The 21,796-nt window shown below is 50.5% G+C and carries 10 protein-coding genes; 6 read left to right on the top strand and 4 right to left on the bottom strand.

The window, feature by feature from the left end; translation table 11 throughout:
• The first annotated feature begins 555 nt into the window (after positions 1 to 555).
• Complete coding sequence (locus LQ777_RS20850) at positions 556 to 3,438, top strand: T9SS type B sorting domain-containing protein (protein WP_232559867.1); 2,883 nt, start codon at positions 556 to 558, stop codon at positions 3,436 to 3,438.
• Between the two features lie 606 nt (positions 3,439 to 4,044).
• Here the strand turns inward: LQ777_RS20850 and LQ777_RS20855 are convergent.
• Entirely contained in the window at positions 4,045 to 8,862 is a 4,818-nt protein-coding gene (locus tag LQ777_RS20855; RefSeq protein ID WP_232559868.1) for a hypothetical protein, read from the bottom strand.
• A 1,027-nt stretch (positions 8,863 to 9,889) separates the two neighbouring features.
• The gene (locus tag LQ777_RS20860; RefSeq protein ID WP_232559869.1) at positions 9,890 to 12,691 is read right to left on the bottom strand and encodes a TonB-dependent receptor; all 2,802 of its coding nucleotides are present in this window, start codon (positions 12,689 to 12,691) and stop codon (positions 9,890 to 9,892) included.
• 784 nt (positions 12,692 to 13,475) lie between these two features.
• Here LQ777_RS20860 and LQ777_RS20865 point away from each other — a divergent pair.
• The 3 genes from LQ777_RS20865 (at position 13,476) to LQ777_RS20875 (ending at position 15,909) form a co-directional block, all read left to right on the top strand.
• Positions 13,476 to 14,654 carry an endo-1,4-beta-xylanase gene (locus LQ777_RS20865; RefSeq protein ID WP_232559870.1) on the top strand — a complete coding sequence of 393 codons (1,179 nt, stop codon included), beginning with the start codon at positions 13,476 to 13,478 and terminating at the stop codon, positions 14,652 to 14,654.
• A 172-nt stretch (positions 14,655 to 14,826) separates the two neighbouring features.
• Positions 14,827 to 15,609 carry a sialate O-acetylesterase gene (locus LQ777_RS20870; protein ID WP_232559871.1) on the top strand — a complete coding sequence of 261 codons (783 nt, stop codon included), beginning with the start codon at positions 14,827 to 14,829 and terminating at the stop codon, positions 15,607 to 15,609.
• An 87-nt stretch (positions 15,610 to 15,696) separates the two neighbouring features.
• Positions 15,697 to 15,909, top strand: a complete 213-nt coding sequence (locus LQ777_RS20875) for a hypothetical protein (RefSeq protein WP_232559872.1) — start codon at positions 15,697 to 15,699, stop codon at positions 15,907 to 15,909.
• A gap of 104 nt (positions 15,910 to 16,013) precedes the next feature.
• Here the strand turns inward: LQ777_RS20875 and LQ777_RS20880 are convergent, their stop codons facing one another.
• Positions 16,014 to 16,316, bottom strand: coding sequence for a hypothetical protein (locus LQ777_RS20880; RefSeq protein ID WP_232559873.1), 303 nt, complete (start codon positions 16,314 to 16,316; stop codon positions 16,014 to 16,016).
• 126 nt (positions 16,317 to 16,442) lie between these two features.
• Between LQ777_RS20880 and LQ777_RS20885 the strand changes: the two genes are divergently transcribed.
• Entirely contained in the window at positions 16,443 to 16,790 is a 348-nt protein-coding gene (locus LQ777_RS20885) for a DoxX family protein (protein WP_232559874.1), read from the top strand.
• Position 16,791: 1 nt separating this feature from the next.
• Here the strand turns inward: LQ777_RS20885 and LQ777_RS20890 are convergent, their stop codons facing one another.
• On the bottom strand, positions 16,792 to 20,016 hold the full coding sequence (locus LQ777_RS20890; RefSeq protein WP_232559875.1) for a DUF7948 domain-containing protein: 3,225 nt from the start codon (positions 20,014 to 20,016) through the stop codon (positions 16,792 to 16,794).
• A gap of 180 nt (positions 20,017 to 20,196) precedes the next feature.
• Between LQ777_RS20890 and LQ777_RS20895 the strand changes: the two genes are divergently transcribed.
• A complete protein-coding gene (locus tag LQ777_RS20895) occupies positions 20,197 to 21,738 on the top strand; it encodes a TolB family protein (protein WP_232559876.1) in 1,542 nt (513 codons plus the stop codon).
• Positions 21,739 to 21,796: the final 58 nt, after the last annotated feature.

A 21,796-nucleotide genomic window follows, 5' to 3' on the forward strand; every position in this document is an offset into this window, starting at 1 on the left:
GCTAGCCTCACAACAGCGCAGAAAGAACCACGTTAAAGTTCTCAGGAATCGTACAGGCGCTCGGTGCAGAGATGCATTTGAAGCGCCTTTTTTTACCGTTCGCTTCGATAATATCCTACAAAATCGATCTAAAGATTGACAGCGCTCTCTAACTATACTATCACAATTAATTATTAACTACTTTACTAATAGGTTACAAATAGATACAACAGTGTAATTGTAATATTTACATCCATCTACAATCTAGATTATAGAATAGGAATATCATTTATGATTATCTCTTTTTGACTACATTTATAATTGTTTTAGTAAACTCAAAAACATATTTTACTATAAAAGGTAACTTATTAAAGTAATACATCAATCTAATTTTCAAACAAAAGCGTACATCAGGTCAGCAATTGTTGGCTGATGCTGCGACCATTATTGAAAGATTTGGTCGATAGTGATTCAATACCGCACCACTGACTCCTTTTTGACAACCCAACGGCCTTACTAAAAGCCATTTAGATACAGGTGTTTATCCAATTAATGATTAACGAGAAGGCTAATTAAATGAAGCATCTTTACTGGGTATTAATTAGTCTCCTTACTGTTTCAGTGGCTTATGCTCAACGTTGTCCTCCGCTGGTTACACCTACCATTAAAATAACCCAGGTCGGATCACTCAACAAACGGGCAAGCGCGTCATTTTGCCAGGGCGATCAGGTGCAGCTAAACGCAATTACGGGTACAGCCTCCGTTTCGGCGGTTGCGTACCAGTGGCAACGGGATGGTGTAGATATAAATGGCGCTACACGGCCAACGCTGGTCGTGAATCAATCGGGCGCTTACACCATAAGTCTACGGCAACAAGGTGTCTGCCCCGACACTACGTTATCAGCCGCGACCACGATCAGCGCGAATCAGTGTGGCAGTGGCGGTCTGTTACCCATCATTGGTGGACAGTTGGAGGACTTCAACGGTAACGCCGAAGAACTGTCGGCGCTGTTGTTAAGAGCCGCTTATTTCACCAGCGCCAAGTCATTCGACAACTTTCCCCCGTCGATCAAAGCGTATGTATACCGCAAAAAGGATAGTAGCTCAGTAGCAACCGTTACTATGGTTCGGGGATCTGCTATCGACGGTCAGAACACCCCGTTACCGGCAGCCTGCAACGGCGATTCCTCGAGAATAAACAGCGTCGTATATTTCGGGTCGGTTAATTTTCTACCCTCAGTAAATGACCCGAAAGGCTATTTTGTCACCACCGAACCCGTCTGCTGTCGGGAAGTCAGCAATAACGTGAACGGCACGGGTCCCGTTGTGTACTATCTGGAGTTTGGGGACCGCAGCAAATACAACGTCTCCGCACTTAAAAGCTCCTTTGGCGGTATTTTCAATGTGCCTTCGCGTATAGAAACCTGCGTCAATCAGCCTGTCCGGATCGACACGCGTGCGTATGCGGGTGTTAATTTCGACAAGATCACGTATTCCCTCACCACTCCTCTGACGGGCAATGCCACCACACCCAGGAAAGAAGTAAACTGGGCGAGTGGCTACGGCGCTAACGCGTTTATGGAAAGCAGCAGTCCGTTGCAGGTCAATCCAAAAGGCGAGATTACCGGAACACCAACGAAGGTCGGTACGTATCGCTATGTCGTCAAAGCGGAACTCTACCAAGACTCGTTCAAAGGCTTTGAAATACGCCGTGAACTAGCGCTTCAGGTAAAGGAATGCCCAGCGGTGATAACGCCTAAAGTCATTGTTTCGGCGGTGGATAAGCCAGCGGAATTGGTTAAAAGTGTCATCTGCCAGAATGGAGCCGTTCAACTCAACGCCAAAACGCCGTTGCAGGATGTAGATTACCAATGGTATAAAGACAACGTCGCCATTGAGGGTGCGACGGACTCGGTGCTCGTCGCCCGACAGGCGGGACGGTATACAGTGACCGTTACCAAAGAGATGGCCTGCCCAAGATCGGCCACTTCAGCACCAGTTTCTGTGTCGATCAGTCCAAATCCAACCGTCAATCTAACGGTAAATAATGCAGCCGGAGCGTTGTGCAACGGAAATTCGTTTACAATCACGGCTACTTCATCGGCTACCGCAACCGGCACCCTCTTCCGCTGGCAACGCGATACGTCAGTGATTGCGAGTGAAATAGGCTCTTTTTACAAGACCAACTTAGCGGGTGTTTATAGCGTTACGGTTACTGATGCGAACGGATGCACCGGTCACTCCACCCCGTTACCAGTCACGCTGAACGAGCCGCCCGAAGCGTCCATTCTTACAACTGCCACCGGTTTTTGTCCAGGAAATTCGCTTCGTTTACAAGCCAATACAGGCAATGGATTAACGTATCAATGGCAACGGAACGGGACACCCATCAGCGGGGCTACATCGGCGACCTACGAAGCGGGTACCGCTGGCCTGTACAGCGTTCTCGTTGGAAATGTAAATTCCTGTACCACCCTATCGGGACTTAAAACAATTTCAGCGTCAACAGTGCCCACGGTCAAACTTAGCGGGCCTACCCAGCTTTGTCGTGGACTGAATGTCAGGCTAACCGCCATAGCCAGCGAATCATCATTGCAATACACTTGGCTCCAGAACGAAACCGTTATAACCGGTGCTCAGGCCACCACATTGGCCGCAAAAAGCGGAGGAATTTACCAGGTTCAGGTCACAAATGCCAACGGATGCTCAGCCGTATCAGCCAACTGGTCTTTGACGGAAGTAGACAAACCAACGGTTTCGCTGGATTCAATTCTTCCTTTCTGCGGAACGGATAACGCGCCCGTACTACTAACAGGAACGCCAGCGGGGGGAATCTTCAGCGGGAACGGGGTATCGGGCAATCAGTTCTGGCCAGAACAAGCCGGAATAGGCGCGCACGAGGTAACCTACACTGTTACCGGAAATACGGCTTGCCCGGTCATAACTGCGCAACGAACGGTGCTTGTCCGGGCGTTGCCCGCTCTGGATTTACCCACCGACCTAACGATTCAGCCCGGCGCATCGGCTAGCTTACCAGGTCCGGTCAATACGAACTATCGATACAATTGGAGTCCGTCTGCTGGATTAGATAATGCGTCCATTGCCCGCCCGACTGCTTTTCCTGCTTCCAGCACCTTATACACGCTGACCGTTCGCGACCAGTTTGGTTGTCAATCGGTAGATAGTATGATGGTCTACGTTGAATCACGCTTGTATATCCCGGATGCATTTACACCAAACGGCGATGGCAACAATGACGTTTGGGTACTGCGCAACATAGAAAAGATCAAGAATGTAGAAGTAACAGTATTTAACCGCTGGGGAACCGTTGTTTTTCATTCAATCGGTTACGAAACGCCGTTCGACGGAAAAGACTTACCCAATGGGGCCTATGCTTACGAAATCAACTACGGCGAGCCCAGAAAACGATTGACAGGAACAGTTATGATACTACGCTAACAAGGGGCGATAATTATCTCGCAGGGGCTTATCATCTAAACAAACGCAGTCAGGTTTATAAACGTGTCTTGTTTACTTCCCCGCTGTGCTAGCGTCGATTTTCGATACCGCTGAGAAACGGCTCTAGCATTGACCGTGTCACGCCATCAATTGCTTTAAACAGGATTAGGCTCTTAAATGCAGTCTTTTACTGTGGTGTCGGTTTCTCAAAACCGACACTTCGCGGCTTTTATCAATGTCGGTTTTGAGAAACCGACACCACCACAGGGTCAATACCGCCATGAACCAACTAACTGGGAACCAATACTCATACGCTGTTTTTGTCGTTCAATAAATGGCTACTTATCTCAGAGGATACGAGTCCTCTAATCTAACTTATTCACTAACCGTGTCAGTCTCTCCTGACCGATCCACCACGTCAATTAAGTCTCAATCGCTTCTTAGCCATAAGGCGTGTTCAACACGATATATAGCGCATTTTGTGCAGTAGATCAACTGACAATTAACGCCTGTTACGTTTCAACTGGTCTACCTAATAACAAAAAGTGCTGATTACGGCGTAATCAGCACTTTTTAGATGAGAAAGCTACTATTCTATCGAGTAAATCAGTCAGGGAACGGATCTCTGTTTTCGGAGTTGATCCAATCGATTATGCAATATTCACCCGAATTGTAAGAACGACCGTCGTTGTACGCATGCGGCTTAATCGAGATCTGACTGACCACACCCTGCCAGGCAGTGTTGCCTGACAAATCAACTATCGCCGTATGCCACTGTCCATCTGGAATTACGTCAAAAAGAACCGTTTGAATCGGAGCGTCGGCGCTTCCGTTGGCAAACCGGACTTTATCCTCATCGACAAACCGGTTATTGTTTGACAAATCAAGTGGACCATCGCTTTTCTGACGGTTACGTTGGAATTTCAACGACCATTTTGTCTGATTACCAGAATATTTGTAGCGAATGTAAAACTTGTTGAACTGGCTGGTCTCCCAACATACACCGGGCGACTGCATAACGGCGTGTGCTCCGTTGCTGAGGTATACCTTCCAGCCCTGACGCGACTTTCCGTTGAACGTGTCATCCCAGGTGTGGACATCGTCACCATCGCCCGAGTTTAGGCTCCATCCTTCCCGACCTGGGCGGTTGAACTTGAACTTCGGTGTACGATCAGGGCGGTAAGACTGTGCATAAACGTAAGCCCGTACTTCATCGACGGTACCAACAATCACTTTAGCCGTATGCCGCCAGATTATACTGTTGTCCAGGATTTCGGCAGGTGACGAGGTAATTGAAGCATAAGTTCCTCCCATCGATGGGTTAGCGGCATCGAAACCGCCATCACCCCAGAAACCATAAGCGGCTTTAATGTTGTCTTTTAGCATCAGGCCGATACCAAACCCATCGGTTCCGCCAACCCATATCCAGGGTTCTGACAGATAAACGCCGTTCGGTCTGCCACCGTTTTTACCAACCCCATTGCGGTTGCTCGGTCCTGTCTCAGGTGCAATTGTCGTTACGCCATCGTTGGAGTACGGACGATCTCCATCATACCATTTGAAAACCCGCAGTCCATTGACATACAAGCAAGGATTTTCCTGCGATTTCGTAACGTGCCGCCCGGCATAACTAGTCCGGTTAAACGTAGACTGATAGTGGAGATCGAGCGCTCGGTCGTCCAGGGTACCCCACTTCTCGAAAATGACCTGGTCACCAACATACAGTCGATTCTGTCCGTAAATAGGTGGTCTCGTTTTCGTGTAGAAACCCGATGATATTCGACCAAACTTCAACAACTGACCGCTATTCATAAAATCGTCCCCAGCCTCGTTCGGATTGAAGCCAAGTCCTCCATCGTAACCCGGCGGGTTCTGACCGTCCACCGGATAGCTGCTACCAGCCGCACCGTCGAATTCGTTGGTGTAGAAAGGCTTCGGCAAAGCATAGAGACACTCGGACAAGCCTTGACCCAGGAAGATTCGTCTTGGTGGACCCGAACGATCTACAACTCTATTTTCATCGCCGTCGTACCGATTCGGGTTGTACAACAGTGTATGCGTTGAATTATGCTGCTTGTTAAATATCTGATAAACAGCCCCCCCCATTCCTGGCTGCTGCGAATCGGTAGTTTGGTTACGCAGCGCAAGTTTGACTCTAATCTTATCGTTTTCAAAAACGGGGAATGCATCATCAGTAGACGACTCACCCGGTGCAGTATAATCAAAGTTATCGCCCCGGTACGAGTACACACCTAGTTCGGGACAGCCCGTTACTCGTAACGTAACCGTATCTTTTTTGGCAACACAGCCTAACTTCGAAGCGGTAACGGTATAGATGAAATTACCATTCGAATTCGGTACATTGACCGTAGCCGACTGACCGTACTGGGCCACTCCGTTACCATTCCACGAATAGTTTACGCCATCACAATCAGGACCATTGCAATTAGCTGATAAATTGACGCTTGCGCCACAAGACAGATCGGTACTGCTGGCACTTGCTTTTGGGGTAAAGGCACATTTCGGCAAGTCACAGGAAGTAACATAAACCGTGTTAGACGCTGCACTGCTGCAGCCATTAGCAAAACAGGTAGCCGAGTACTCCCCCGCCGTGCTCACCACCAGACTGCTCCCCGTCACCCCTGTCGACCAGCTCACCGTACCGCTGCAACCGCTGGCCGTCAGACTCACACTCGAGCCGTTGCACAGCTGGGCGCTGCCCGATACACTCACCACTGGGGCCGAAGGCGGAGTGCAGACTGTCTCGCTGCTGGGCTTGATACAAACCTGATCAAAACAGATGTAACCCTCCTCGGTACCACTGCTCAGGCCGATGACGTGGTTGCCCGCCGTCAGCTCGAAGCTGCCCACCAGCTGGTTTTGGAAGCTACGGCTCAGGTTGCAGTTGACCGTCTGGCTCTTGCCGTCGATGCGTACGATAGCCTTCACCGCCCGCTCGGGGGCCATGTAACGAAAGCTCAGTTGGTAGGTGCCCGCGCTGGTCACGCTAATGCTCTGGTTGCGCACCTCATACTGGTTGCCCGAGCACACCGCCGTAAACGACACGCAACTGCTGGTCGACACAACCGGCGTAGTAGGCGTGGTAGTGGGGGTACAGGCCGTCACCGAGACCACGTTCGAGGCTGGGCTGCTGCAACCGTTGGCCGAACAGGTGGCCGAGTACTCCCCCGCCGTGCTCACCACCAGACTACTCCCCGTCACCCCCGTTGACCAGCTCACTGTACCACTACAGCCGCTGGCCGTCAGACTCACACTCGAGCCGTTGCACAGCTGAGCGCTGCCCGACACACTCACCACCGGGGCCGAGGGCGGAGTGCAGACCGTCTCGCTGCTGGGCTTGACGCAAACCTGATCAAAGCAGATGTAACCTTCATTAACCCCGCTGCTCAGACCGATGACGTGGTTGCCCGCCGTCAGCTCGAAGCTGCCCACCAGCTGGTTCTGGAAGCTACGGCTCAGGTTGCAGTTGACCGTCTGGCTCTTGCCGTCGATGCGTACGATAGCCTTCACCGCCCGTTCGGGAGCCATGTAGCGAAAGCTCAGCTGGTAGGTGCCCGCGCTGGTCACGCTGATGCTCTGGTTGCGCACCTCGTACTGGTTACCTGAGCACACCGCCGTAAACGACACACAACTGCTGGTCGACACAACCGGCGTGGTCGGTGTCGTGGGCGTAGTAGGCGTGGTGGTAGGGGTACAAGCCGTCACCGAGACCACGTTCGAGGCTGTGCTGCTGCAGCCGTTGGCCGAGCAGGTGGCCGAGTACTCCCCCGCCGTGCTCACCACCAGACTGCTCCCCGTCACCCCCGTTGACCAACTCACCGTACCACTACAGCCGCTGGCCGTCAGACTCACACTCGAGCCGTTGCACAGCTGGACGCTGCCCGACACACTCACCACCGGGGCCGAAGGCGGAGTGCAGACCGTCTCGCTGCTGGGCTTGATGCAAACCTGATCAAAGCAGATATACCCTTCATTAACCCCGCTGCTCAGACCGATGACGTGGTTGCCCGCCGTCAGCTCGAAGCTGCCCACCAGCTGGTTCTGGAAACTACGGCTCAGGTTGCAGTTGACCGTCTGGCTCTTGCCGTCGATGCGTACGATAGCCTTCACCGCCCGCTCGGGGGCCATGTAACGGAAGCTCAGCTGGTAGGTGCCCGCGCTGGCCACGCTAATGCTCTGGTTGCGCACCTCGTACTGGTTGCCCGAGCACACCGCCGTGAACGACACGCAACTGCTGGTCGACACAACCGGCGTGGTCGGTGTCGTGGGCGTAGTAGGCGTGGTGGTAGGGGTACAAGCCGTCACCGAGATCACGTTCGAGGCTGTGCTGCTGCAGCCGTTGGCCGAGCAGGTGGCCGAGTACTCCCCCGCCGTGCTCACCACCAGACTGCTCCCCGTCACCCCCGTCGACCAACTCACTGTACCGCTGCAACCACTGGCCGTCAGACTCACACTCGAGCCGTTGCACAGCTGAGCGCTGCCCGACACACTCACCACCGGGGCCGAGGGCGGAGTGCAGACCGTCTCGCTGCTGGGCTTGATGCAAACCTGATCAAAGCAGATATACCCTTCATCAACCCCGCTGCTCAGACCGATGATGTGGTTGCCCGCCGTCAGCTCGAAGCTGCCCACCAGCTGGTTTTGAAAATTACGGCTCAGGTTGCAGTTGACCGTCTGGCTCTTGCCATCAATACGCACGATGGCCTTCACCGCCCGTTCGGGGGCCATGTAACGGAAGCTCAGCTGGTAGGTGCCCGCGCTGGCCACGCTGATGCTCTGGTTGCGCACCTCGTACTGGTTGCCCGAGCACACCGCCGTGAACGACACACAACTGCTGGTCGACACAACCGGCGTGGTCGGTGTCGTGGGCGTGGTGGTAGGGGTACAAGCCGTCACCGAGATCACGTTCGAGGCTGCACTGCTGCAGCCGTTGGCCGAGCAGGTGGCCGAGTACTCCCCCGCCGTGCTCACCACCAGACTGCTCCCCGTCACCCCTGTCGACCAGCTCACCGTACCACTACAGCCGCTAGCCGTCAGATTCACGCTCGAGCCGTTGCACAGCTGGGCGCTGCCCGACACACTCACCACCGGGGCCGAAGGCGGAGTGCAGACCGTCTCGCTGCTGGGCTTGATGCAAACCTGATCAAAGCAGATGTAACCTTCATCAACCCCGCTACTTAGGCCGATGGTGTGACTACCCGCCTTCAGTTCAACGCTGCCCACTAGCTGGTTCTGGAAACTACGGCTCAGGTTGCAGTTGACCGTCTGGCTCTTGCCATCAATACGCACGATGGCCTTCACCGCCCGCTCGGGGGCCATGTAACGAAAGCTCAGCTGGTAGGTACCCGCGCTGGTCACGCTGATGCTCTGGTTGCGCACCTCGTACTGGTTACCCGAGCACACCGCCGTGAACGATACACAGCTGCTGGTAGCCCGATTGCTCGTGTCAGCAGCAGTCAGAACTGTAAGTTGCCTAGTTGAACCCGCTTCTAGCTTAACAGACTGCGTACTAGATTTCGTAGATAAATTCTGATGGTCACTCCGTAATGTTCTTACAAATCGAAAAGAGTTATCGTCAGTGGCCGAGGTGGACAGCTCTTGTCGAGCAGATGACGGCAAATACGTATAATTCGTGGATAAGAGAATGGAAATAGTCTTCGCTGAACCAGTTATCAGCTCTATTCCGAGAGGGTTTTTTGTGATTGGAAAACTGTATAAGGGGGGAGAAACCAATAGAAGCAATAAAAGATAAGGTATAATGCGCCTAAGGATACATCCTTTTAGAATGTAGAGAGATAAAGTCATAATAAGTTGGATAAAGATACTTTATAAGTAATTAATACTTAATCAATGCTGTAATATTAGCAAATCTTATGCCTATGATTGACAATTAATTCTATATGTTTAATAATTTGTTACCAAATATAAATAACTTATAATTAAGTATACATCATTCGATTAGGTTGAGACTGTCTTATATGAGCGGATCGGGCATGGTTAGTCCCTATCGGGGAGGGCACACCTGAAAGCAAGAGGCAGCTTGTTTGCGGGCAACGTGCCAACAGAAGGCTTGGCGGGGTCTTTTTTGCTGGATGAATCCTAACAATAATCCGCTTTGCCTGAATGTAGCAGTATGTCAGGCTTGGCCAATGAACAAGAGAACGCTAATTAACCTTGAACGGCAAACTAAAAAGGCTACTAACTTCAGAGATTCTTCATCTATTGAGATAGTATGGCACTAGTTTTGTGCAGGCTTGGCTCACCTCTACATCAACAAGAATAAGCCACAGTGAGTAATCCCTGAAGTGATCTGTTTTTGCAAGGATAGAACTCACATTATGTTACTGAAACGACAAAAAGCGCCCAGCCTTAGGAGGTTGGGCGCTAAACAGTCTCTAAATTACTGTATATTAAGTAACAATTTTCCTTCCTAGAAACTTGCTGACAGGTTAGCGAAGTAATAACCACCGTTGAAGCCGAACTGGGTTGCGGTGCGACCATACACAAAGCGACCAAAGGAAGAGTTGTCCAATGCTGCTGTACCGTACCGCTCTGGCGTTGGATAGTTAGTTACTTTCAACGGATCAGGATAAACGTCAAACAGGTTGTTAGCCCCTACCGTCAACGTCAAATTTTTCTGAATACGGTACGAAACATTGAGATCCGTAACCATTCTCGGACTAAAGCTCTGGTCGAGAGCAGGATTGGCAGGATCGTAGGATTCGACCGTACCGAAGCGAGATACCCGAAGAACGGCCCCGAACTTACTGAGACGGTAATTGAATGTAAGCTGAATTTTACTCCGGGGCTGAGCAACCGTCAGCCGGGCACTATCCTGCCGGTTGAACAAAAAGTTACCAAATGTAGCATCCTGCGGGATATTAGCGGGCCGTTTTATATCACCCACGACTTTAGTCTGGTTAAAGTTGGCGGCCAGCGTTACATCCAGCGTACCCGTAGCCAGCCGGGAATTTGTGGCGATAACAACATCCAGTCCCCGTGTTTGGGTATTTACAGCATTGGCAAAAAACTGGGCACTGTTCACGTCCGTCTGGCCGGCATTATTCAGGATAGTTGCTACAATCAAGCCTGCCCCGGATGTACCACGCGAAAACTGGTTGCTATAAATAATTCGGTCACGGATATTGATTTGGTACGCATCAACGGTTAGACTGACGTTTGAAAGAGGGCGGGATGTAATACCGACGCTAAAATTTGTTGAGCGTTCGGCACCAAGCGACGGTACACCAAACGCCTGAGCGATGGGACTATCGTTCCGGAATGTGCCCGTCTGCCGTGGTTCCAGCCCCGTTCCGGTCGAGACAAACACGGTACTGATGGCGCTAAAATAACGCTGGTGCAAACTCGGTGCCCGAAATCCATTACTAACAGATCCCCGGAGCGAGAACGCTTCGCTAAAGCGATAGCGAGCAGCCAGCTTACCGGCTACGTTTCCGCCGAAATCGCTGTAATACTCATAACGCCCAGCGGCATTCAACAACAACCGTTCGGTAACATCCGACTCCAGGTCAAGATAAGCGCCGTATACCTGCCGGTGTGCATTAATAGCGTTGGCAGGCTGATAACCTGGAAATACCTGCGCACCACCGGCCTGACCCGATTGCGGACTGAAGTTCAGATACGAGGCCGCTTCCCCCTGTTTGATCCGGTATTGATCATTCCGGTAGGTCACCCCAGCGGCCACGTTAAACGATGTCAGCCCCATCTGCTTACCAAAATCTTTGGCAGCACTAATGTCGGCTGTATTCTGATAAAAGCTGAGCGTTCCGGCATAAAAGGAAGTCGGGTTGTTAACCGGTCCAAGGTATGCTAATGATGCGTTATTGGAATTGGTCACGTCGAAGCGAAAGGAGTTTCCGCCGTACACATTACTGATATCCCAACGCCAGCCATTCGTTTCGCCGTTGACACCCACCAGCAATGACTGGTCGTTGATGGTCGATTGAATGTTCGGTAAGAAGCCATTGGGGTAAATAGCGGTAATAACTTGCGTCGTCTGGTACGGGTATCGGTAAAACCCACCGGCCAGCCCCCGGCGGTAATTCAAACCACCTGTAGCGTAAAAACTGGCGTTAGACCCTTTGATCGGTACGCGGGCATTCAGGAAAAAACCGGCGTTATCGACCCGCGCGTTACCAACCTGTAAATTGTCACTCAGATTAAAATTGTTCTGGCGAATTAACGCCTGGTCCTGCTGGTACAGACTCTGCCGACGGGCCACATACGCAGCCGCACTTTCACCTGATTGCTGGCCGACGTTCCAGTTGACGTAAACAGGCCCCGTGTAGTCACCCGCCCGGTTGGTGGCTCCGCGATGACGAAACTCACCCGTCAGGCTTAGTATACCTTTCTGACCTAGTTTGAAGCCGTGGTTGATGCCTACCTGTGCCACCTGCCCGTCACCCTCGTATTGCTGGCCGAGCTGAGCATTGACGGTTGTGCCGGGTTGTTCTTTCAGGCGCAGGTTAATCACGCCAGCAATCGCATCAGAACCGTATTGTGAGGAAGCACCATCGCGGAGGACTTCCACCCGCTCAATTGCCGAACTGGGAATAGCGTTGAGATCCGTACCGACCGATCCTCGCCCAATTGTGCCATTGATGTTGATCAGCGCCTGGTTGTGTCGCCGTTTACCATTGAGCAGCACCAGCACCTGGTCAGGTCCTAAACCGCGTAGTGTTGCCGGGTCAATGTGATCGGTACCGTCCGAAACGGTTTGCCGGGACGAGTTAAACGATGGAGCGACAAAATTCAACTGCTGGCTGATATCCACCTGTCCGGTAGCCACCAACTCGCGCGACTGAATAACATCAACAGGCGCTACTGTCTGCGTACTGGATCGCGCCTGCGTTGAGCGGGAGCCTATAACGACAACTTCGTTCAAACTAGCCAGACTTTCGACCAGTCGTATATCGACTGTAGCCGTGGTTCCGGTTGTAACCTGCACTGGTAGCGTCTGGGTTGTATACCCTACAAAGCTGGCTTGGAGCGTATAACTGCCCGGTTCGAGCGTCAAGGTATACAACCCGTTAGCATCGGTAACGGCTCCTGTGTTGCGTCCCTGCACCAGAATAGAAACCCCTGGCAGATCAGCCCCTGTGGTCGCATCTGTAACGTGTCCCCGAACGCTTTGCGCGAACGCTGACAATAAGGCAAACAACCAAACGACACTAGTAAGTATCAGTAAGCGATAAATGTAGCAATTCTTCATAGAACGAAACTTCTGTGGTACGAAGCGTACCGACCCGTAATTCTTATTAACTCACTGGTTATATCGATTGGGTGCCGATAAGGTTTAGTTAATTAGTGAATGGTCCGGTGAGAAAGGGCTACGAAACGTCTCGCTAGCGGAGTAGACAAAGACCACCTTAAGGCGGTTGAGAACAACTTGGCAACTTTGATTGACTTACTTCCGCTTATCAACAAATCGAATCACGGGTATCTGCTTATACAGGAATAAACAATGGCCTATAGCCTTGCAATAAACTCTATCTATACCAGAATTAGTAAACCTGTAAGCTTTTGTAATGATCGAATGATTGCTCCATACAATTCCGGGTTGTGACCTCTACGTATGGCAGTATTTTACTGAGTATTAACTACGGATTTCCCTAAGTAATCAGCATGATCAACAGCATATTTTATCAAAAATAAAAAACTTACCTGATCCCTAAAAAGTACAATTTTAATAACTTACTAATCTGTATTAAAATTTCTCCCATATTTTTTAATGTCAATATTAAAAGCAAATTAAACAAGTTAATAGATTGATTTACAGCAGTATAGCAATAGTAACGTTAACATTGTAGACAATCCATTAACAGTTTGTCTATTTTTAGACTCATTCGTAAAGTACAAAATTGACGCACCAGAAAAACAGTTTTACGGCAAAATCTACCAACAAACGGGAGAAAACAACTACTCATCGAATATAACCCGTTTACCGCCTGTTGAAGAGGCAACTTTGATCCATCAAACGCAACGAGATCAAAGTCATGGCAACTGTTTTTACAACCAGCATCATCCCAAACAACGCTCGGAATTCAACGTCTAAATCACCCGTTCGCATCACCCTAATCGCAGCCTTATTTTCCTTTCTTTTCAACCTGGTAAGCTGTAGTCCCAAGACCGATGCCGTTGCGCCAGAGAAAGAAACGACTACGTTTACGGCTTCAAGCCTTCGGGCTATTGCTCCTGGTGACAGCAACAACACGCTGAAGGCTGTAGCTTCATTCCCAATCGGTGCTTCCATCAATCCACAACTGCTCGCGTCGAACGCACGATACAAGTCAGTTATTCAGGAAAACTGCAATAGCATAACCACAGAGAACAGTGCTAAAATGAATCGGATTCAGCCAAAAGCAGGCCAGTTCAATTGGACCGATACGGATGCGCTGGTCAACTTTGCCAAACAATCAAACATGAAAGTACACGGCCACACGCTAATCTGGCATAACGCGGTACCGGATTGGGTTACTAACTTCCAAGGCGATTCGCTAGCTTGGGAAAAGCTTATGAAAACACACATTCAGACCGTTGTGGGCCATTACAAAGGCAAAATCAAGTCGTGGGATGTTGTGAATGAGGCTTTCGAAGCGGATGGTACATTAAAGAAATCAATTTGGTATCAGCATCTGGGACCTGACTATATTGCCCGTTGTTTCCAGTACGCTCACGAAGCTGATCCACAGGCGCTCCTTTTCTACAATGACAACAACTCGGCTTACCTTCCCAAACGGTCAGATGCAGTGTTTGCCATGCTCAAGAACTTGAAGCAACGGAATATCCCTATCAATGGCGTTGGCTTACAAATGCACATCACGGTTAGCACCCCAGAAGCCGCTCTTTCGTCAGTTATCAGCCAATATGCAAGCACTGGTTTATTGATTCACATTTCCGAATTAGATATCCGGATGAATCCAAACCTTTCAACGACGTTTGTATTAACTGATGCCATTAAAAATGCACATGCCTTAAAATACAAGGCCATCGCTAAAATCTACAAAAGCATTGTAACCACCGGACAGCAGTTTGGCATAACCACCTGGAACGTAGGTGACAACGATAGCTGGCTATTAACAGAGAGCAAAAGTGAAGATCACCCACTTCTTTTTGACAAAGACTACAGTAGAAAACTATCTTTCTACGGATTCATGCAGGGCTTGAGTGAGTAACAGAATACCTTTTTGCGTTGGATATAGTTTCTAAAGGCTTTCGGTTTATTAACTGAAAGCCTTTTTTGTAAGCGATAGCCAATCAGGTCGTATTCTCATGCCCGCTAAAACCTTCTCGTAAGTCAAGTTAGTATAATTGGCTTGCCAGTTGGTTTTGTCTTAAATACGTACCATGAAGCTCTGCATCTTTTTTCTCTCTCTTCTCCTGGTAAGTACTGCGCTGAAACAGGATGTACCTCCTCGCTTGCGATTGTTCCTGCTCATTGGACAGTCGAACATGGCAGGCCGGGGTACGCCGGAGGTACCCGATCAACAGCCTGACAACCGCATCTGGATGCTAACAAAGGAGCAAAGCTGGGTACCCGCCCGCGACCCCATGCATTTTGATAAACCCGCCGTGATCGGTGTTGGCCCAGGTTTCGCTTTCGCCAAACGCTTAACCGAAGCCTTTCCAAATGAGAACATTGGCTTGATCCCTTGCGCGGTTGGCGGCTCAGACATTGATGTCTGGGTACCCAGTGCCTATTACGAACCAACAAAATCCTATCCGTACGATGATGCACTACGACGAGCCCGTGTAGCACTGGCGCAGGGTAATCTGGCGGGAATTCTGTGGCACCAGGGCGAGAGTGATTCAAACCCGGAGAAGGCACCTGAATACGGTCAAAAGTTGGTTGCGCTAATCCAGCGGCTACGGCAGGATTTGAATGCACCGGCTGTCCCGGTTGTCGTAGGTACGTTAGGCGACTTTATTGTCAAGCGGAACAAAGATGCAGTAACCATCAATAAGGCATTACAGGCGATTCCGGGTCAGGTCGCGAACACGTACTGCATCGTCTCGGCGGGCCTAACTGACAAAGGCGATTCAACGCATTTCGATACACCCTCGGCCCGAACATTAGGACGACGCTACGCAGAGGTTTTTATTCAGAAGAAACTGTTGCCTAATCCATGAGTTGGGTACTGCGGTACGGTTAGCGCAATCTCTATTGTCAAACAAGCGGGCTGTTAATACGTTTACCGAGTTAAACCAACTCAACGTATGGCAAATCGACTCATCATCGTCACGGGTTTCGGCTCTCATAATCCCTCTGGCTGGACACGCGCTTATCTGAATATCAGCCAGGAAGAAGCCGTAAGGCGCTATAAGGAAACGTTCGAAAGCAAGGATCGTCCGCAGGTCGACATCGTTGAGTTCGAGGATGAAATTGCGCTGTCTGTGGGCCCTACCAATCAGGTTATCGTGACAGGCTAGGACGAGCAAGAAACGTCTAAGGCTGAAAATAAATACAAAAGTGGCCTACGAACGCGCAGGCCACACTTCAGTTACGATGGGCAATGCAAACCTAACCAACTTAATTACTTTCCTTCGCGGTCTTTGTGCGCTTTGTGCTGACGCCGACGCTCCAGTACTTTAGCCCGCTGTTCGGGTGTCATGGCATTCAGACGAGCCTGCATCTGTTCGCGGTGGGCCTGCCGAAACGCTTTACGCTCAGCAGGTGTCATTTGGGCAAGCTTAGCTTTCATTTCGGCTTTCTTTGCTTCCCGCTGTTCGGTTGTCAGCCGGGGCCTGGCACCGGGCGTCTCCGGCTGACTTTGGGCAAACGCACCCACCGACAGAAACAGGGCCACAACGGCCATCAACAATCTGTTTGTGTTCATTAGCTTTCTTGTTTTACCCTTTGACGAAGCTCATTGGCGAAGGTTTAATCAATAGCTTCTTATTTCTTGTTTATAACACACCCCGTTAATTGATAAGCCGCCATTCAGCGAAAAACAGTTCTGTTCATGAACAACCTAAGCCTTTACATTCAAGCCTTTGTTTACATAGCCGCGGGAATCAATCATTTCATCAGCCCCAAAATGTACTTATCTATTATGCCGCCTTACATTCCGGCGCATAACCTGATGGTCGTGTTAAGTGGCATCGCGGAGGTAATCCTCGGCGTTGGCTTGCTATTCCCGGCAACGCGTTCGTTATCGGCCTGGGGACTGATCCTGCTACTCATTGCTGTTTTTCCCGCCAACCTTTACATGGCGACCTCTAGCCGGTTTCGGAAATTCCCGGCCTGGTTACGCTGGGCTCGATTGCCCTTGCAGGGAGTCTTGATCTGGTGGGCCTACCAATACACCTGACTTATTCGAGTACCTGAATCCAGCCTTTACACTGTACTCCCGACGGTGTTGTTAGCAAGTAATAGTAAACGCCATTGTCGACGTTGCTACCCCAGTTGTTCTGGTAAGGTGATGCCTCGAAGACACGTCGCCCCCATCGGTTGTAGATCACCAGTTGAGCATTGAACAGGCCACTGTTGAAAACGTCGTTTTTGCCGTCGTTGTTGGGCGTAATGACATTCGGGATGTTGTTTAGATTCTCAACGTTGATCGGCTTCGTTGTACTCAGTGAACAGCCATTGCGGTAAGCTGTCAGCGTAACTGCGTACTGCCCGGACTGCTCGTATTGATAATTTTCGGGAATAGTCGTCCGGATGGTATCGCCATTACCTAGTTGCCAGACGTATTGATCAGCATTTTTCGTATTGTTCACGAACGTTAGCTGGGCCGCCTGACTGCAATTTTCGCCGACCTGAACCGAGAAATCCGGTCGGAACGAGGCATCGCTGCTTATCGTTACATTTCGGCGCGTAGTACAGCCGTATTCGTTGGTCATATCGACGGTATACGTTGTTGTTTGTTTCGGTCGGGCGATGGGGTTGGCAATTGTTGTACTGCTCAATCCATCAGCGGGCGACCAGACATACTGAATAGCGCCACTGGCACGCAGCATAGCAGCCGCATCGGGGCAGATCGTTGTATCAGGGCTAACCCGAAAATTAGCCGGATTGACCGTAATCACCTGTTGAACAGAATCGACCCGTTGGCACGTCAACGGATTATACGCCCGGATCTTGACGGTGTACTGACCCGCTTTTGTAAAGACGTAACTGGTTTTGGCCGTATCCGTTGAAACGACTTGCCCATCAATAACCCACTGGTATTGCTTACCGCCCGTACTGGTATTCTGAAACGTGAGCGTCAGCGGAGTACAGCCCGTTACGATGCCTTTCTCGGTGCCCCGATATGTATCGAAACCCGCCCGCAACCGATCCACATCGAATTTGAAAGCCAGGTTATTGCAGTTTGAACTGTTGTTTGTTTTCGACCAGGCTTGAGCGGTTGCCGGAAAGCTGGTTCCTCCACAGGCGCAGACGGCGTGGTAGATAACGCCTTGCTTGTTAAAGCGTGATGTTCCTCCATCTACATGATCACCCCGCCCAACGGCTTCGCTACCCACAAACGTGGCGTACAACAATGATTTGGCCCCGCGTTCGAGCAACGCTACCCAGAAATTGCTTCCGTTTGTCGTACGCTTGTAGGCTCCACTCGTGACAGGCAACCCGTTTGTGCTACTGCTGACGTTGTAACCCGTTCGGGCGTTTACCGCTCCACCCCATCCCGACAGATAAATGTTGCCGCATTCGTTGATCAAAAAAGCCGTAGGAGCAATATCCGGCGTAGCTCGTCCCGATCCGATAACGGTAGAAAAAACGGTACTGGACAAGTTGGCGTCGAGTGCGTGGATAAACTGACTGCTGCCCGCATTCTGATACGTACCCGTCGTAACGGGATATTTACCACGCGTTGACCCAAACACGTACGGGTTACCATCGGTGTCAACATCCAGCAAATAAACAATATCGTCGGCTGCCGTACCCAGGTAAGTCAGTCGAGTCAACTGCTGGTTGTCAAAGCGGGCCACGAAACCATCGGCCTGCGTCGTGCTTTCGGGTTTTGATTTGATCGCATCCGCACTGGCGGGCAAGTCGCGGCTGGTGGTTACGCCCCCGACGTACAGCGTTCCAGACGAAGTCAGTTTAAGGCTATGCGCTTTATCATATCCGCTGCCACCAATCCGCGAACTCCAGCGCAATTGCGATAAGTCAGCACTCAGCCTAAACACAACCCCATCGGCCAGATTAGTACCCGTTACGGGTAAGGCCGGAGCCGGAAAATCCGTTGATTCCGTTACGCTGGCTACGTATACATCATTGTCGGGACCGACGATCACTTCGCCCCGCAGATCGTCGCCGTAGTTGCGAAACGAAATTCCGTCGCTGTTAGGCCCTGTACTTAATCTGGATCCTACCCCATCTTTGCTGGCTCCGCCGACAAACGTACTGGCAACGAGCTGCTTGCCATCTGGACTAAGAATAGATACGAACAGATCACTGCCGTTGGTAAACTCAATGCTGGTTGTGGTTGCAAAAGAATACGAAGCTGGCGTTCCCAAATGCGTCTTGGTCTGATAAGCGCCCGCCGTCACCGGAAAATCGGTCGAGGATGTAGAGCCCATGACCACCAGATTTCCCTGCCCGTTGACAATCAGGCTATGCGGTACTTCAGCGGCTTTTCCCCCGAGAAACGTTGCGTAGAGTAGCTTACTACCATCCGGACTGAATTTTAAGATAGCCACATCGACAACACCGCTAAACCGCGTTCGAAAGGCACCGGTCGTAGCCGGAAAATCCGGCCCAAATACAATGCCACCGGAATAAAGATTGCCGTCTGTGTCGTAAGTAGCCGTCATACCCCAGTTGTCAGAATAAGACCCGGAGTAAGTCGAAAAAACCAGTTCGGGGTCAATGGTCAGTGTCTGGCTCTTGTCGTATCCGTTCGGAAACCGAAAACCAACTTTTCGACTACTACCGGCTGGACTTTGACCCGCGTCGAGCTGCCAGAACGCAGCCACCTCCGTAGCGCGACCGTTCTGACTGACATACGAATACGGGCGACTCTCGGTAATCGCTTGCAGGCTCGTTTCGACGATTAGTTGCTCCTTGTCTATGCGAAGTTGATTTGCCCCCGAATAAACCAGCTGAATGACTGACGGATCGGCACCGGGCCGCACAATGAATTCGTATTTGAGTGTCTGATAATAAGCGTACAGCCGCAGATCGATACCCGGATAAAGATCATGGTACAGCACCTCGCTAAAGGCCGCCACGTTGCCTGTCGGATTCTTTCCCGTGAGATAATTTCGAATGGTCGGGGACGGGTGGCTCGTTTCTATTTGACTAGCGGTGTTAGCCCCTTCAAATCGTACCTCCACCGCGTGACCGGGAATCTGATCGCTAATAGGCTGACCAGCCGTTGGTGTATGGTGACTGGACAAAGCCGAGCCATCGTAAAAAACGTAATGCAGCGCGTTGGCTTTCAAGTACAGATAACCACCCGGAATCTCGGCCCGAAAACGGACTTCACTCGCCCACTGTCCACGGTTCTGCACAAAAGCAACCGGCTCGGCATAAAGCCTGGAAGCAAGTAAACTGATAATAAAAAGTAAAGGGTAAAAACGCCACATAGAGCAAGGGTTGAGCTGTATGTGAATAACGCACTTTTACGGATAAAATGATAGGTTTTGACAGGGCTTATTCTGCCTTTCTTTTGCTTAATACACAAACTATATATGCTTTATCTGGATAGTGCACTCAGCGATTAGTAGAAAAACGAACGTGGCTTGTTTTCTAGAAAATCGACTTCTATGAATTTAAAAATTATGTATGCTGGCTTGTTATTGGCGGCTACAAGTCTTACTTCATCTCCTCTTTTCGCTCAACGTTCCAATGCTCTCGGCCAGTTTGATGGACAATCGGATGTAGGCAAGGTAAAGCGGCCCGGCGCGGCAACTTATGACCCCGTAAAGCAGGAATACACCGTTGAGGGTTCAGGCACCAACATCTGGTTTGATCACGACGAGTTTCACTACGTCTGGAAGCACATGAAGGGCGATTTCATTCTTCAGCTAAACGGCAAATTACTCGGAAAAGGCGTTGATCCACACCGCAAACTCGGCTGGATGGTCCGTTCGACGCTTGATTCAAACTCGGCGCACATCAACGCGGTCGTTCACGGCGACGGCCTTACCTCGCTGCAATTCCGCCGGACCAAAGCCGCAACCACGGAAGAGCAAAAATCAGCGCTTACGTCGGCGGATGTGGTACAGCTGGCCCGAAAAGGCAACACCTACACCATGTCGGTAGCCCGCAACGGACAGTTGTTCGTAACCGAGCAGGTTAGCGATTTAACGCTGGGCGATGATGTTTACGTGGGCCTGTTCGTGTGTTCGCACAATCCGGATGTTTCGGAAAAAGCCGTTTTCCATAATGTTCGCATCATTGTTCCCGCCCGCAACAATTTTGTGCCCTATCGCGAGTACATCGGCAGTGACCTGGAATTGATGGACGTGGCAACGGGACACCGGAAAGCCATTTATCACTCACCCGAATCGATTCAGGCTCCGAATTGGTTGCCTAACAACAAAGCGTTGATCTACAACAGCAATGGAAAATTATACCGTTTCGATCTGAAGAAGAAAACCCCGACGGTGATTAACACAGATTTTGCGATCAACAATAACAACGATCACGTTCTATCGTTTGATGGAAAAATGATCGGCATCAGCAACCATGTCAAAGACGAAGGCAACAAATCCATCGTGTACACCTTACCCGTTGGTGGCGGCAAGCCCAAACGAATCACGCCCCTGGGTCATTCGTACCTGCACGGTTGGTCGCCCGATGGCAAGACGTTGATCTACACGGGCCAGCGAAACGATGAGTTCGATATTTATAAGATTTCGTCCGATGGCGGTCCGGAAACGCAGCTTACCACGGCTAAAGGGCTGGACGACGGTTCGGAATACTCGCCCGATGGCAAGTATATTTATTTTAACTCGACCCGGAGCGGTACGATGCAAATCTGGCGCATGAAGGCTGACGGCAGCGACCAGACGCAGATTACCAATGACGAATTCAATAACTGGTTTCCGCACATTTCACCGGATGGAAAATGGATGACAATTCTGTCGTTTGGCAAAGACGTATCGCCCGACGATCACCCATTCTACAAGCACGTCTATTTGCGGTTGCTACCCGTTTCGGGCGACGCTCCCGCAAAAGTCATCGCTTACGTATATGGCGGTCAGGGAACCATCAACACCCCGTCGTGGTCGCCGGACAGTAAGCAAATCGCATTTATCAGCAATTCGGATTCGGTCGATAAAGCAGCAACGGCCAACAAATAAAGAGTAGGCAAATTGGGTCCAACTCTTATTGGTGTAGTAGTAAATCAATTCCAATCTT

The organism is Spirosoma oryzicola, from assembly GCF_021233055.1.
Classification (GTDB): domain Bacteria; phylum Bacteroidota; class Bacteroidia; order Cytophagales; family Spirosomataceae; genus Spirosoma; species Spirosoma oryzicola.